General features: G+C 33.0%; 3 protein-coding genes. All 3 read left to right on the plus strand.

Annotated elements, in window-relative coordinates; all coding sequences use genetic code 11:
* Nucleotides 1-16: 16 nt before the first annotated feature.
* Nucleotides 17-3109 carry an amino acid adenylation domain-containing protein gene (locus tag ACUUYC_RS17355; protein WP_474267937.1) on the plus strand — a complete coding sequence of 1031 codons (3093 nt, stop codon included), beginning with the start codon at nt 17-19 and terminating at the stop codon, nt 3107-3109.
* 96 nt (nt 3110-3205) lie between these two features.
* Entirely contained in the window at nt 3206-11188 is a 7983-nt protein-coding gene (locus tag ACUUYC_RS17360) for an amino acid adenylation domain-containing protein (RefSeq protein ID WP_474267938.1), read from the plus strand.
* Nucleotides 11189-11287: 99 nt separating this feature from the next.
* Nucleotides 11288-17860, plus strand: coding sequence for an amino acid adenylation domain-containing protein (locus ACUUYC_RS17365; RefSeq protein ID WP_474267939.1), 6573 nt, complete (start codon nt 11288-11290; stop codon nt 17858-17860).
* The last annotated feature ends 61 nt before the right edge of the window (nt 17861-17921 follow it).

Consider the following 17921-nt stretch of genomic DNA (forward strand, 5'->3'; position numbering starts at 1 on the left):
TATTAAACTATAAATTATGGATTCGAATATTGTAGAGAATGTTCAAGGATACGAGTTTTCTGAAAATCAAAAAAACGTATGGCAATTAGGAAATAATAGCCAACAAGTATGCTACAACCAACTAGTACTAGAATTCGAAACGGCAATAGCATCAGAAACGCTAAAAAAAGCCATCAGCGCAGTAATACAAAAGCATGAAGTATTATCGTTTCATATTCATAACGATAAAAAATTCACTTTTCCATTGCAAGTTGCAGCAGAAAACCAAGACATTGCCTATGAAGAAGTGAAGCTTGATGAAACAAATCTTGTTGAAACAATAACTGCAACATTAAATACCAACTATGATGTTGCTTCCCACAAGCCAATACGTTTTTGTGGCGCAACAACAGGGAAAGGTGTACACTATTTAGCAATCCGATTATATGCTTTATGGGGAGATCATTATAGTGTAGTATATTTCAAAGAAGAATTAACGAAAGCAATTGACAATTTAGAAGCATATGTTGCTGAGGAAGTAGAAAAAGTAGATTTTCTAAATTTTTGTGCATGGCAAAATGAATTGCTAACTGAAGCAGAAGATGACGCGATCAATTTCTGGAAAGCTCATAACTACAAAGCAGCTCAAGCTATAATTCCATTGGCAACGAAAACTACAGCTGATTTTTCGCCTATAAAAGGAAAAGTAATCACTATTGAAGGAACTCAATACGTGAAAATAAAAACATATTGTGAAACCAATGAAATTGAACTCTCAGAAATACTATTAGTTCAATTTTCAAATTATTTAGCTTCATATACAGAAGATCAACTAACTATAGGTTACGTTCCTTTTGACAGAAACTATGAGGAATTAAAAAATACGTTGGGTTCAGTCACAAAGCGATTGCCATTTACGTATACAAAATCAGAAGAATCATTACTGGAAGCTGTCAAAAGTGCAAAAACACAACTAGGTGAACTTGCAGATTGGGCAGATTATTTCTCACTAGACAGAGAAAATAAAGGAGTAAACGAAACAGCATTCAATTATTGTTACGAGTACATCAATTATACAAAAGGTGGAAACATAAGAATAGTGGATAACTATGGAGTACAAGATAAATTTGAACTAAAACTAAGCTGTATAGATTTAGGAGATCGTTTAGAAATAACTACATATTACGATCAAGCAAAATATAACACATTAGCAGTTTCCATATTAGAAACGCAACTACAAGCATACTTTAAAAATAACAATTTAGAAGAATCAAATACGCCAACTATTACTGATGTAGAAAAGGATATAATTGCTGCTTCAAATGCAACAGAAAGTGATTTGCCAGAAATAGTATCAGTAGTTGAATTATTTGAAACTCAAGTAGAGCAAAACCCAGAAGCTACTGCAATTGTATTTGAAGGTGAAAAAATCACATATCAAGAATTAAATACAAAAGCAAATCAGTTTGCGAACCATCTAACAAAAACACATGCAGTAAGCAAAGGAGATGCAGTTTGTGTATTATTAGAACGTTCAGATTCGTTTATTATCTCAATACTTGGAATCTTAAAAACGGGAGCATATTATATTCCAATTGATACAAGTTATCCTGATGAAAGAATTCAATTTATCATCGAAGACACACAAAGTAAACTCTTGGTTTGTGATGCTGCTGCTAAAGAGCGCGAATTACCAGAAGTAACACATGTTGATCCAGCTACAGCTGAAATATATACTGGAAAAGCAACATATGAAACCAACTACGATCTAGAAAATGTTGCGTATTGTATCTACACATCTGGATCAACAGGAAATCCAAAAGGATGTTTAATTACCAATAAAAATCTAATAAACTATATCAATTGGGCAAACAACTATTATTTCAAAAATGAAAGTTCTGGGAATTGGGGATTAATCACATCTGTTTCTTTTGATTTAACAATTACTGCTTTATTCACAAGTATTACAAGAGGGAAGCAACTTTCGATAGGAAGTAGTCAAAAAGACATTTATGAATTGCTAACAGAAAGTTTCAATAATCCTGAGATAGACACTCTAAAACTTACACCAACGCATTTATCAGTACTAAGTGAGTTAAAAATTGAAGCTACGCAACTAGAAACTATTATATGTGGAGGAGAAGCATTAACACAGCAACAAATAGAAAACGTATATGCGTTAAAAGATACCATAGCAATCTATAACGAATACGGACCTACGGAAGCTACTGTTGGATGTGTAGTGAAAAAAATAGAAAAAGGAGAAGAAAACATTGCTATCGGAAAACCAATTGCAAATACAAAAATTCACATCTTAGATACAAACGGTCAAATATGTCCAATTGGAGTTTCTGGAGAATTAGTAATTGCTGGTGAAGGATTAGCGAAAGGATACTTAAATAGAGCTGAACTAAACACAAGCAAATTTGTAACACAAACGCTTCAAAAAGCGGAAGAACGTATCTATAAAACAGGCGATTTGGCAAGATGGCTTCCTGATGGAAACATTGAATACTTAGGACGAATCGACAATCAAGTAAAAATTAGAGGATATCGTATAGAACTTGGTGAAATAGAACAACTACTTGCAGCCAATGATGAAATAGAAGAAGCTGTAGTATTAGTTACAAAAACTGCAAACGACGATAAAGAACTTACAGCGTTTTTACTTACGAAAGGACATATAGACGGAAACGTGTTAAAAAGAGATTTAGCCAACAAGCTTCCAGAGTATATGATTCCTACTGCAATGATGCAAATTGATAAAATCCCGATGACGATCAACGGAAAAATTGATACAAAATATCTAATCGATTTAAAAGCAAAGGAAACAGAAAACAAAGTTGCTTACGTTGCACCAAGTACTGAAGTAGAAGAAAAACTAGTTGGAATCTGGGAAGAAATACTAAACAGAGAAAAAGTAGGTGTCAATGATGATTTCTTCGCTTTAGGTGGAAACAGTTTATTAGTAATGAAACTAATGAATAAAATAAGCCATGAATTTGGAGTGAAAATTGACTTCAAATCATTCTTCAGCAAACCAACCATTAACAGTTCAGGATTAGAAATTTCATTCTTGCTAGAACAAGAATCAATGAATGAAGACAACCTAGTCGAATTAGATATATAAAAAAAATTTAAACAAACATACTCCTTCTCTTATTTCTTTTCAAAAACGCCTTACAGGATTGAAAAGAAATGAAATTAACCACCAGATAACATTTATATGGAACATATTCTAAAAAAAATAATAGAAAATAAGTTATTACTAAAACTTGAGAATGGTAAACTTAAGATTTTTGCAAAAGACAATAACCGTATAGATAAAGAACTCATCAATGAGATAAAAGAGAACAAAACGGCTCTTGAAAACTATCTATTAGCACAAGAAAAAAATGCTGTAGATGATGGCTTAATGCAGGAAATTCCAAAATTGGAAACGCAAGAAAGTTATGAATTATCATCATCACAATTGCGTTTGTGGATTCTAAATCACTTTGAAGAAGGTGCTGTAGCATATAACATTCCTTCAGATTTATACTTAGATGGAACATACAATGTTGAAAACTTCAAAAAAGCAATTTATGCAGTTATAAATCGACATGAAATTCTAAGAACAATATTTAGAAAAAATGAAGCTGGTGATCCAAGGCAATGGATTTTAAAGCAAGAAGATTTAGACTTTACTATTGATTATAAAGATCTTAGTGATAATCCTGAGAGTACTACTTTGGTGAAAAACCATATGGCAGCAGATGCGCATATTCCTTTTGATTTGGCAACTGGACCATTATTTAGAGTATGTCTATTCAAAGTAAAAGCAGAAGAATATATCTTGTATTACAATATGCATCACATCATTGGAGATGCGTTATCTATGGAAGTATTATTCAATGAAACATTTGCATACTATAATGCATTTCAAGAAGGAACAACAGCAAACTTACCAGCGCTTAGAATTCAATACAAAGACTATGCAGCTTGGCAACAAGAACAAATAAAAAGCGGAGCATATACAAAACACCAAGAATTTTGGAAAAATAAATTTTCAGGAAACTTACCTGTATTAGACTTACCAAGTCAAAAAATAAGACCCAAAACAAAAACGTTCAATGGGCATAAATTGGGCGCGTATCTTTCTCCTGAAATGACAAAAAACTTACAACATTACTGTAAAGAAAATGGCGGAAGTTTATACATGGGATTGGTCGCAACTTGGAATGCACTATTCAATAGATATTCTGGAGAAACTGAAATCATTGTAGGAACACCAGTCGCGGGAAGAGGTCATGTAGATTTAGACAATCAAATAGGGTTTTATGTAAACACCTTAGCACTAAAAAATGAAATTGATGCCTCAAAAAGTTTCAACAACTTCTTTGCTGATGTAAAATCAAATGCGTTAGAAAGCTTCAATCATCAGCAATATCCTTTTGACTTGCTTGTAGAAGATATTGATTTAGTAAGAGATCCATCGAGAAGTTCAATATTTGATATAATTATTGGATTTCCTGATGCAGATAAAAAAGCAGAAGATTTCTATGTAGATTCGAATAAGATTGATAAAATATTCGATTATGGAACTATTGTTTCTAAAGTAGATTTAGCAATCATTTACAGTTGGGTTGGAAACTGTTTATTCTTTGATGTTATATACAATACAGATGTATATGAGCAAAAAATGATAAAAGAAATGATTGTGCATTTCAAACAATTAGTAGGCGCTGTTTTAACTAATCCGGAAGAAACAATTGCAACTATAGATTACTTATCAAGTGAAGAAAAAGCACACTTACTAAAAGTTAACAATAACACTGAAACTGTTGAAGTTTCAGAGGATACTGTTTTAGATGTATTTACTAAACAAGTACAAAACAATCCTGAAACACTAGCCTATGTGTTTGGTGAAACACAATTAACATATGCTGAATTAGACGAACGATCTACACGCTTAGGACAATATCTTATAGAAAATTACAACATTGCTTCCAATGATTTAGTAGGAATCATGATGGATACCAACGAATGGTCAATGGTATGTATGTTGGGAATTCTAAAAGCTGGCGCTGGATATGTCTTTATTGACAACGAATTACCAGAAGATCGTAAAGGATACATCATAGACAATGCGGCAATCAAAGCATTGCTGATCATTTCAGATGATCTATTTGAAGTAACTGCATTTGAACTTCCAATATTCTCCATAGACATTCAATATGATGAACTCTTAGAGCTAGATATTGAAAAATGCACACCAGCAGCAATCTCAAAAGATACTACTGCGTACGTTACCTATACATCAGGAACTACTGGTAAGCCAAAAGGAGTAATGGTAAGTCATGCAAACATTATAGACTACTATACAGGATTAGAAGCAACTGTTAACCTAAGTAAACAAAACAGTTTCGGATTAATGTCTTCGCTTTCAGCGGATTTAGGAAACACGGTTGTCTACGGCGCATTACTTGGTGGTGGAACATTACATGGATTCACCAAAGCAACATTAATGGATGCTGAATCTTTGAAAAGTTACTTTAGTGAAAAAACGATTGATTGTATCAAAATAGTTCCATCACACTGGAAAGCTTTATCAAGTGAAGGAAATATACTCTTACCAAACGGAATGATTGTATTTGGAGGAGAAGTACTATCGTTAGACATTCTAGAAAAAATAAAGGCATCTGGAAGTGATATAGAAATCATCAATCACTATGGACCAACGGAAACTACTATTGGAAAATTATTACACAAAGTAGATTTAGAAAAAGCATATACAAGTGTACCAATTGGGAAACCATTCTCAGCAACCTCATTATATGTTGTAAACGCAGCAATGGAATTATGTCCACAAGGCGTTTCAGGAGAATTACTGATTGGTGGATTGGGTGTTTCACAAGGATATGTAAACAATGAAGCATTAACAGCAGCACAATTTGTTCCAAACAAATTTGAAGCAGGTAACGGATCTCTATACAAAACTGGAGATAAAGTTCAACTAAACACTGAAGGTGAAATTGTATTTATCGGAAGAGTAGATGATCAAGTAAAAATACGAGGATACAGAGTTGAACCAAATGAAATCGCGTTAGCAATCTCTGGACATAGAAACAGTGTTCAAAGTGAGGTATTGGTAAAGCAAGATCAAAACGGGAACAACAAACTTATTGCTTATGTGGTATCGGAAGGCGATTTTGATGAAGAAGGCTTAAAAGGATATTTACACTCACGTTTGCCAGATTACATGTTACCAAGCATGTATATCGCAATAGACGAAATGCCATTAACAAGCAATGGGAAAGTAAACAGAAAAGCGTTACCAGAACCTGGCGATTATGAGCAATCTACTGAATATGTAGCACCAAGAAACCAAGTAGAAGAAGACTTATGCGAAATATGGTCTTCCTTACTAAATGTAGAAAAAGTAGGAATCAACGATGATTTCTTTGCTTTAGGAGGACATTCATTACTGGCAATTCGATTAATTTCAGAAATAAAAAATAAAAAGACAATGGAAGTTTCTATTGCCGATTTATTTGAACATCCAACAATTGCCGAATTAGCTGCTCATATAGAAGCTAATAAAGAAGAAAACCGAAGCTTTGCAATTACACCTCAAGAACGTCCTGAGCAAATTCCACTATCATTTGCGCAAGAACGTTTATGGTTTATAGACAATTGGAAAGGAAGTACACCATATCATCAACCGTCATTATTTACAATCAAAGGAAATGTAAACATTGATACGTTGACACATGTTTTCAAAACAATCATAGATAGACATGAATCATTACGAACAGTATTCTTAAATGATGATGGAAAACCATATCAAAGCATCAATGAAGCATCAAACTGGAAACTGAATTACAAAACCATAAACGAAGTAAAAGCTACTGGAGTAGAATTAGATCAATTTATAGAAGCACAAACATATGCACCTTTTAATTTAGCTAAAGATTACATGTTACGTGTTTGTGTTATAAAAATTACGGAAGACGAACACATACTATTAGCTGTACGACATCATATTGCATCTGATGGTTGGTCGTTATCATTACTAATCAATGAATTTGTAGAAATCTATCAGGCAAAATCTCAAAATGTAGAACCAGTTTTACCTGAATTAAGCATTCAATATGCAGATTATGCAATATGGCATAGAAACAATCTTGTAGGTGAAGCATTTGACGAAAAACTAGCCTATTGGGAAAACAAACTAGCAGGTTTAGAACCATTAGAACTTACTACAGATTATAAAAGGCCAGCTGTACAAAGTACAAAAGGAGCATATAAAAACTTTACAATCTCTAAAGATATAACAGATAAGTTAAAGCAAATTGCTCAGGAAGAAGGAACTACGTTGTATATGGTATTAATAACAGCATACAAAACCTTATTCTATCAATATACGAGTCAAACAGATATCTGTATAGGAACAACAGTTTCTAATAGAAAAAATCAAGAACTAGAAGCACTAATCGGATTCTTTGTAAACACGTTAACGTTGCGTACAGAATTTGAAAAGGATACAACATTCAAAGAATTACTACAAAAAGTAAGACAAACAATTGTGGAAGCATACGACCATGTAGCGGTTCCATTTGAAAAAGTAGTAGACAAAATTGAAGTTGCGCGTGATAGTAGTAGAACATCACTATTTCAACACTTATTTGTATTCAACAACAATCCTGATCCGGAAATACAATTAATAGATGATATTACGTTAACAGAAAAAACATTAGAATTAGGAGATCATATTGCAAAATTTGATATCACATTTTTTGTGCAAGAACTTCATGATAAATTATCGTTAAGTATCAATTACTGTGTCGATTTATTTGGTGAAGCTCGAATTCAGCAAATGGGACAACATTTTGAAAATTTATTAACTAACATTGTTGAAAATACAGAAAGTGAATTAGCAACTATAGATTATTTATCAAACGAAGAAAAAGCACACTTACTAGAAGTTAACAATAACACTGAAACTGTTGAAGTTTCAGAGGATACAGTTTTAGATGTATTTGCTAAGCAAGTACAAAACAATCCAGAAACACTAGCCTATGTATTTGGTGAAACACAATTAACATATGCAGAACTAGACGAACGATCTACACGATTGGGTCAATATCTTATAGAAAATTACAACATTGCTTCCAATGATTTAGTAGGAATCATGATGGATACCAACGAATGGTCAATGGTATGTATGTTAGGAATTCTAAAAGCTGGCGCTGGATATGTCTTTATTGACAACGAATTGCCAGAAGATCGTAAAGGATACATCATAGACAATGCGGCAATCAAAGCATTACTGATCATTTCAGATGATCTATTTGAAGTAACTGCATTTGAACTTCCAATATTCTCTATAGACATTCAATATGATGAACTCCTAGAGTTAGATATTGAAAAATGCACACCAGCAGCAATCTCAAAAGATACTACTGCGTACGTTACCTATACATCAGGAACTACTGGTAAGCCAAAAGGAGTAATGGTAAGTCATGCAAACATTATAGACTACTATACAGGATTAGAAGCAACTGTTAACCTAAGTAAACAAAACAGTTTCGGATTAATGTCTTCGCTTTCAGCGGATTTAGGAAACACGGTTGTCTACGGCGCATTACTTGGTGGTGGAACATTACATGGATTCACCAAAGCAACATTAATGGATGCTGAATCTTTGAAAAGTTACTTTAGTGAAAAAACGATTGATTGTATCAAAATAGTTCCATCACACTGGAAAGCTTTATCAAGTGAAGGAAATATACTCTTACCAAAGGGAATGATTGTCTTTGGAGGAGAAGTATTATCGTTAGATATTCTAGAAAAGATAAAAGCATCAGGAAGTGATATAGAAATTATCAATCACTATGGACCAACGGAAACTACTATTGGAAAGTTATTACACAAAGTAGACTTAGAAAAAGCATACACAAGTGTACCAATTGGAAAACCATTCTCAGCAACTTCATTATATGTTGTTAACGCAGCAATGGAATTATGTCCACAAGGCGTTTCAGGAGAATTACTCATTGGAGGATTAGGTGTTTCAAAAGGATATGTAAACAATGAAGAGTTAACAGCAGCACAGTTTGTTCCAAACAAATTTGAAGCAGGAAATGGATTCTTATACAAAACAGGAGATAAAGTTCAATTGAACGCAGCTGGTGAAATTGTATTTATCGGAAGAGTAGATGATCAAGTAAAAATACGAGGATATAGAGTTGAACCAAATGAAATCGCGTTAGCAATCTCTGGACATAGAAACAGTGTTCAAAGTGAAGTATTGGTAAAGCAAGATCAAAACGGAAACAACAAACTTATTGCATATGTAGTATCGGAAGGCGATTTTGATGAAGAAGGGTTAAAAGGATATTTACAGTCACGTTTACCAGATTACATGTTACCAAGCATGTATATTGCAATAGACGAAATGCCATTAACAAGCAATGGAAAAGTAAACAGAAAAGCATTACCAGAGCCAGGCGATTATGAGCAATCTACTGAATATGTAGCACCAAGAAATCAAGTAGAAGAAGACTTATGCGAAATATGGTCTTCCTTACTGAATGTAGAAAAGGTAGGAATCAATGATGGTTTCTTTGAACTTGGAGGAGATTCTATCATCGTAATTCAGTTTGTAAGTAGAGCAAAACGAAAAGGACACAACTTTAAAGTACAAGACTTATTTGATCACCAAACAATCGCTGAACTATCAGAAGTATTGGAAAATCAAATCAATGAACAGAACGTTGCTGAACAAGGAATCTTAGAAGGAAAATTACCATTAACACCAATTCAAGAATGGTATTTTGAAGAAGAAAACGATCACATGAATCACTTCAACATGAATCTATTATTCAAGATAGACAAAAATGTAAGTGAATCACATATAAAAATGTTGACAGCCAGAATTGTAGAACGACATGATACTTTGCGATTAAAGTTCACAAAAACTGATGGAAAATGGGAGCAATCGTATGGTGAAAGTAAAGGCGATTGTAACTACTATGATATTTCTTCAATGGAAACTTCAAAAGTAAGCGAACGTATTACTGAAATCTGTAAAGAAGTACAACAAAAAAATAATTTAGAAGAAGGTGATTTAGCACACTTCACACTAATTCAAACACCAAATACTGAAGAGCACAATAGATTCTTTATCAGTTTTCATCACTTAGCTGTAGATGGAGTTTCATTACGTACCATTTTAGATGAAATGGAGTTAATCCTTGACGCATTCATTCAAAATGTAGACGCAGAACTTGGATTAAAAACGAACTCATATAGAGATTGGGCAACAGCATTAACAAACTATGCACATTCAGACAAAATTATAGCGCAACAAGAATATTGGGAAACGATCAAAAAAGCATATGTGCCTTTTGAAGCAGACCTTAACAATGATGCACAAAAACGAGCTACGATACAAACGGTAATTGTAAACATTGATGAAGCGTTAACAACAACACTAACCAAATCAACAAACAAAGCTTACAATACAGAAATCAACGATATCTTATTAACAGTATTGTCTAAAACGATTTGCGATTGGACAGCAAGAGAAAGTGTTGTAATAGGATTAGAAGGACATGGACGAGAAGCGATCGACGAAAGTATAGATATAAGCAATACTACAGGATGGTTTACAAGTAAATATCCATTGCTATTGCATAACAATACAACTGAGATAGGCAACTTAATAAAATCTGTAAAAGAGCAAATCCGAAACGTTCCTGACAAAGGATTAGGATACGGATGTTTAAAATACTTAAACAAAGAGGTAGGAACTACGACAACATTAGCCAACAATTCTTGGGATTTAGTATTCAATTACTTAGGACAAATGGACAATGTAATTAACAAAAGTAATTGGTTCTTAGGCGCACCAGAAAATACAGGTCATCATATCAATGAAAGCTATCCAATGCGTGAAAAACTTGTTGTAAAAGGAGCTATAATGAATAACATGCTAGGAATTTCATGGGACTATTCTGATCAGCAATACGATAAAGAAACCATTGAAAAACTTGCAGACTTATTTATTGAAAATCTAAAAGAAGTCATCAAGCATTGTGAAACTAAAGAAGATGCAGACTTCACTCCATCTGATTTCAATTTACAAGACAAAATAAGTATTTCTGAACTCGATAATCTATTTGAAAGCGAGGATTCGGAAGCAGACGGAGTTATGAAATTCTAATAAAGGTAGCATACAACCCAATCCCTAAAGTTGCCTCTCAAAAACTTTAGGGAAACAACCAAAAACGACAACTATTACAAGTATTACAAGACATTATTTATGAATGAATTTATAAATAAAATAACAGCATTAGGATTAAGCTTGGAAGCACAAGGTGACTCTTTACTATTAAAAGGAGCCAACGGAAAACTGTCTCCAAGTGAAATTTCTATGATCCAGAAAAATGCTGACATTCCTACGTTTATTAAAAATAATAAATCGGAGTTGATAGCGCATTTAACGGAAACGGTAACTTATGATGGTAAAATCAACAAAAAAGATATATCAGCTTTATATGAATTGAGTCCACTACAAGAAGGGATTTTATTTCATAGCTTATACAGTCCGGCTGGAACTACATACAAAACACAATTTAGTATGGAGTTTTCTGATGGATTAAATTTAGAGGCTTTTCAGAAATCGTGGGAATATCTAATAAAAAACCATACGATACTTCGAACATCATTCATCCACGATCAATTAAGTGTTCCAGTACAATGTGTCTATAAAGAAATACCACTTACATATACGTTACTAGATTTTACAAACTACACAGGAACTGAATTAGAAGAGAAATTTCAAGAAGTAGTAACAGAAGAACGCAAAAAGGAATTCAATTTCAAAAAACCACCATTAATGCGATTGACTTTAGTAAAAACAGGAACTAAAGCCATTCGAATGATTTGGACAAAACATCATATCCTTTGGGACGGTTGGTCTGGACAAATATTGATGGGCGAATTTTTACAAGCATACGAAGCATATATAACTAACAAAGTTCCGCCTGCATTAAAAGAAGATAAGTTTGAAGATTACATAAAACATATCAAGGCAATTGATCCAAAAGATGAAAAAGAATTTTGGCAAACGTATTTGAATGAATTTGAAGAATCTACTCTATTACCATTTGTCAATCATAACATCAAAGAAGAACAACGAAAAGGAAACTTTCAAAAAGTAACGATTCTATTTGATGAGAATTTTACAAATGACATCAATACATATACTAAAAAGTCAAACATTACTGTAAACAGTTTGCTACAAGGAATATGGGCTTTATTACTTGCTGAATACACAAACAAGAATGATGTTGCATTTGGAGTAACGGTTTCTGGTAGACCAGCAGAAGCAAAATATGAAAAGAAAGTAGGATTGTATATCAACACAATTCCATTACGTACACAAATAGATAAAGAGCAAAAAGTAGCAACGTGGTTACAATCTTTACAAGTTGGACACGCCAAAGCAAGAGCTTTTCAACATGCTTCTTTAAGTGAAATAAAACGAAACAATAGCATCAATGATGACTTCTTTGATTCAATTTTAGTCTTTAGAAACTTTCCAATAAACAATACTGATTCGGATGGAAAAGATGCTGAAAATGGTTTAGCAATACAAAACTATGCAGTAAACGAAAACAATAGCTTTCCATTATCAATTCAGGCAGATTTAGACGAAAGACTCAATATTGATTTTCAATATAATGAAGACCTAATTTCGGAAAGTCATATTCAAATGATCGCGAATCACTTTGAATATTTACTGACACAAATCATTCAAGGTTCTGATCAGAAAATAAAAGAAATAAGTATTATTTCTGAAACAGAAGAAGTGCAAATATTACAAGCATTTAACGCTACTGAAACGGTATATCCAAAAGATAAAACTGTTTTAAATTTAATTGCCGAACAATGTGAAAAAACACCTAATCAGATAGCTGTAGAATTCAATGATATGACATTAACATATCAAGAATTAGACGAAAAGTCAAACCAATTAGCAAACTATTTGCTGAAAAAAGGAGTGCAAAAAAACACTTTTATCGGTGTATGTTTAGAACGTTCTTTAGAAATGATTATTAGTATTGTCGGAATCTTAAAAGCTGGAGCTGCGTATGTACCAATTGATCCTGAATATCCGCAAGATCGTATCGCATACATTCTAAACGATATTGCAACTGATTATTTAATTACTACGAAAGAACATCATAATAAAATACCAAGTGAGTTTTCGTCAACAATACTAACATATACAAACGAACTCGTACAAGAAGAAAATAAAGAAATACCAAGCATTACTATTGATCCAACAGATTTGGCATATGTAATTTATACATCTGGATCTACAGGAAATCCAAAAGGTGTGATGAATGCACATGCTGGATTGATCAATCGTTTGTTATGGGCACAAGAATCTTATCAATTAGATACTACTGACGTGGTTTTACAAAAAACTACGTATTGTTTTGATGTATCGGTTTGGGAATTACTATTGCCATTATTTACAGGTGCTAAGTTATTATTTGCAAAACCTGAAGGACATAAAGACAACGCTTATCTTAAAGAAGTTATAGAACAAAAAAATGTGACTACAATTCACTTTGTTCCTTCAATGTTATCCGTATTTCTGTTAGAATTAACAACGGAAAACTGCCAAAGTTTGCGCCGTGTAGTATGTAGTGGAGAAGCGTTACAATTGCACCATATTCAGGAATTCAAAAGAATTTTTGGAGAAAGAGATATGCTACTTCAAAATCTTTACGGACCAACGGAAGCAGCAATTGATGTTACTTTTTGGAATGTACCATTACAAGATGATGAAATCAAAAAATCATTGATTGGGAAACCTATAGCAAATACCAAAATGTATATTTTGGACGCTAATCATAAAATACAACCTATTGGAGTAACTGGTGAGTTATGCATAAGTGGCGTGCAAGTTTCCAAAGGATATTTGAATAAAGAAGCATTAACGACTCAAAATTTCATAAGCGATCCTTTTACAGAAGGTGAACGTATATACAAAACTGGTGATTTAGCCAAATGGTTACCTGATGGAAACATTGAATATATAGGTAGAAAAGACAGTCAAGTAAAAATTAGAGGGTATCGAATAGAATTAGGCGAAATAGAAACAGCAATTCAAGAAGTTGCAACGGTTCAAAGAGCTGCAGTATTAGTTAAAAAAGGAAAAAACAATCACGCACAACTAATTGCTTTTGTGATTGGAAATGAAGAAATCGATACTACTTTAATCACAATGCACTTAAAGGAAAAATTGCCTGCATATATGATTCCGAGTGCAATTATACAAGTTGTAGCCTTCCCATTGAGTAATAGCGGTAAATTAAATAGAAAAGCATTACTAGAACAATTTGAATTACCAGAAAGAGTATATGTTGCTCCAACAACGATTGTAGAACATAAGCTAGCTGAAATTTGGAAAGAATTATTAGGACTTGAGAATGTTAGTATTGAAGATGATTTCTTTTTAATAGGAGGTGATTCTATCCTTTTAATTCGAATGTTGACACAACTAAAAAAGCAACTTCAAAAAACGGTAGACTTACAAACGATATATGAGTATTCAATCTTAAAAGATTTGGCAAACTTCATCGAAACTGCTGAAGAAGAAGATAGAAACAACAAGCAAAGACAATTAAAAAACGATGAAATAACAGCTGTAAAGGCAACTGTACTTTCAAAACTTGAAAATGCTTCGACAATAGAAGATGTATATCCAATGCGCGATATTCAAGAAGGAATGATTTACGAATATTTCAAAAGTCAGGACAAAAGTGTCTATCATGATCAATTTGTATATGTAGTTCCTTTTATTGAGTTTGAAATTTTCCAGAAAGCCTTCAAGCTAGTTGTAACGAAGCATGAAACACTACGAACGGCATTTAACATGACTGATTTTAGTGAAAACTACCAAGTCGTATACAAAGAAGTTCCTGCGACAGTTGCGTATGAAGATATTTCAAATCAAACACAAACGGAGCAAGAAAGTTATATAGAATCGTTTTTACAAGAAGAATTAAAGGACAAATTCATACCACATTCTGCACCATTATGGAGAGCGAAGATCTTTAGACTTACAGAAGGTACAATGGTGTATGTGTTCCAGTTTCACCATGCAATTATAGATGGTTGGAGTTTAGCATTGCTGAATACAGAATTATATCAATTATGTGCAGCATTAAAAAATGATGAAAACTTTGTACCGCAAGTATTAAAGGCGACAAATAAAGTTGCAGTTATAGAATCTTTAATAGAACAAGAAAACTCAAAAAACACAAACTTCTGGCAGTCGTATTTAGAAGAATATCAACTCTTAAACATACTTTCAGAAACATCAGTAGATAAAAACCATCAAGAATTTTTCCAAAATGTTGATTTAAATGCGCTGAAGCAAGTTGCAACAACAATTGGAGTTCCGTTAAAAACAGTCTTCTTAGGTTCGTACATATATGCATTACAACTCATGACGTATGAAACGGATATCACTATCGGATTGGTTTCAAATAATAGACCAATTAGCGAAGACGGAGAAAAAGTATTAGGTTGTTTTTTAAACACGGTTCCGTTTAGAGTTCAAACAGATAAAGAAGGTGATACATGGAAAGACTTCTTTTTAAATATTCAGAAAAATCTAGATGCATTAAAAACAAGAGATCGCATCTCTTTACAGCAAATTAGCGCCATCATTGGTGAAGATCCAAAGGCGACCAGTAAAATATTTAATATAGGCTTCAACTTTACAAACTTCCATATCTATAATGAAATGGAGAAAGTTTCAGAAGATGCAGAAGTACAAGAAAAGGAAGCTGTAGAAAGAAATGATATAGAGCTCAATTCTTACGAAAGAACAAATATAGACTTTGGTATTTCTGTTGGAATTACGGGCGATCAATTAAAAGCAACATTTAGCCAGAAAAAAGAATTAAACTCAGGAATACAATTAGAAGAGTTTGTACATAATTATGAAAGCATACTTTCGATGCTTAGTAAAAATATTGAGGCTAACATTGATCATCAAGAAATCTTTACGCAAACTACAAATGAAATGCTTTTGACTAGGTTTAACGATACTGTTGCACCATATCAAAAAGAAAAAACAATTGTAGATGTATTTCTAGATCAAGTACAGGTGAATCCAAACAAAGTTGCTTTGTGGTTTAGAGAAGAACAAATGACGTATGCCGAATTAGACACAGCATCAAATCGTTTGGCAAATTACATACTACAGCAAAAAGAAGTCACTGTTGAAAATCTTATAGGAATAAAACTAGAAAGAGATGAATGGTTAATCATTGCAATTCTTGCCGTCTTAAAAACTGGATGTGCATATGTTCCAATTGATCCTAAAAACCCAGCAGATCGAATTGCATTTATAGAAGCTGATAGCAATTGTAAAATCATCATTGATCCAGATTTCCTAGCTACATTCTTTGCAACAGAAAATATTGATGAAACGTTGCCAAAGACAAAATTGACCTCGGATAACTTGGCATATGTAATCTATACTTCGGGCTCAACAGGAAAACCGAAAGGAGCATTAATAGAACATCATTCGGTAATAAACCTTATAGAAGACCTAACAAAAACATTAGATTTTACTAGTGATGAGAAGTCAATATTGATGATAAACCATGCGTTTGATGCATCTGTAGAGCTATTGTTTTTAGTCTTGTTAAATGGAGCAACCGTTGAATTAGCTCCTGAAGGATTCATATACGATCCGTCATTATTAAAGTCAAAAATTGTAAAAAGAGGATTAACGCACATTGTTGCGCCACCAAGTTATTTAAATCAACTAGAAGCCTTAGAAACATGTGACACTATAAAAAGAGTTGTAACTGGAGGCGAATATTTTCCGTATGCATTGGCTCAAAAGATAAGTGGATACACTCGATTTTTCAATGAATATGGACCAACTGAAGCTGCGGTAACTGCTACAGCATTTGAGTTTGAAGGACAATATAAAGAAGACAAAATCATTCCGATAGGAAAACCAATAGCAAACGTTCAAATGTACATTTTATCCAAAAACTTAAAATTACAAGCGCCAGGCGTTATTGGAGAAATATGCATTGGAGGAGTTGGATTGGGTAGAGGATACTTGAATAGACCAGAATTAACGGCAGAAAAATTTGTAAAAAATCCATTTAAAAAAGGTGAGCGTTTATACCGAACTGGAGATTTAGGAAAATGGTTGCCAGATGGAAATATAGTGTTCATTGGAAGAAAAGATAATCAGGTAAAAGTTAGAGGTCATCGTATTGAAATAGAAGAAATAGAGCAAGTATTACATCAAACAGAAAATGTAAAACATGCAATTATAGAAATACAGGAAGTAAACGATGAAAAATCGATTGTAGCATACATTGTTGCAAAAAGTGATGTTGAAAAAACTCAAATAAAAGAGGCACTTTCTAAAAGGTTACCAGAATACATGGTTCCTAACTATTATGTCATTATGGATGAATTTCCAACGACATTCAATGGTAAAATAGATCGAAAAGCATTGCCAAGTATTTCAGAAGAAGATATCATCAAAAAAGAATATGTAGCGCCAAGAAGTGAAGAAGAGGAAAAATTGGTGAAAATTTGGCAAAGACTTCTCAATGTTGCACAAATAGGAATTAAGGATAGCTTTTTTGAATTAGGCGGAAACTCATTATTAGTCTTAAAAGCAATTACAAATATTCAAGAAGAATTTGACATCAGTATTCCAATAGATGTTTACTTCAAACTAATGACCATTGAGAATATTTCTGATTACATGGATTCAATAAAAATCTCCAAAGAAGAAGTAGAAGAGGACAATTACGAAATCTTTGAACTGTAAATAACAAACTAACTAAATTTCGAAAGCATTGCCCCAAAGCTCTAGAAAACAACCAAAACAG

Source organism: Kordia sp. E (assembly GCF_056033805.1).

Bases quoted from the DNA above. Each gene is read 5' to 3' on its own strand.
- ACUUYC_RS17365 (WP_474267939.1), top strand. From the start codon at position 11,288: ATGAATGAATTTATAAATAAAATAACAGCATTAGGATTAAGCTTGGAA.
- ACUUYC_RS17360 (WP_474267938.1), top strand. From the start codon at position 3,206: ATGGAACATATTCTAAAAAAAATAATAGAAAATAAGTTATTACTAAAA.
- ACUUYC_RS17355 (WP_474267937.1), top strand. From the start codon at position 17: ATGGATTCGAATATTGTAGAGAATGTTCAAGGATACGAGTTTTCTGAA.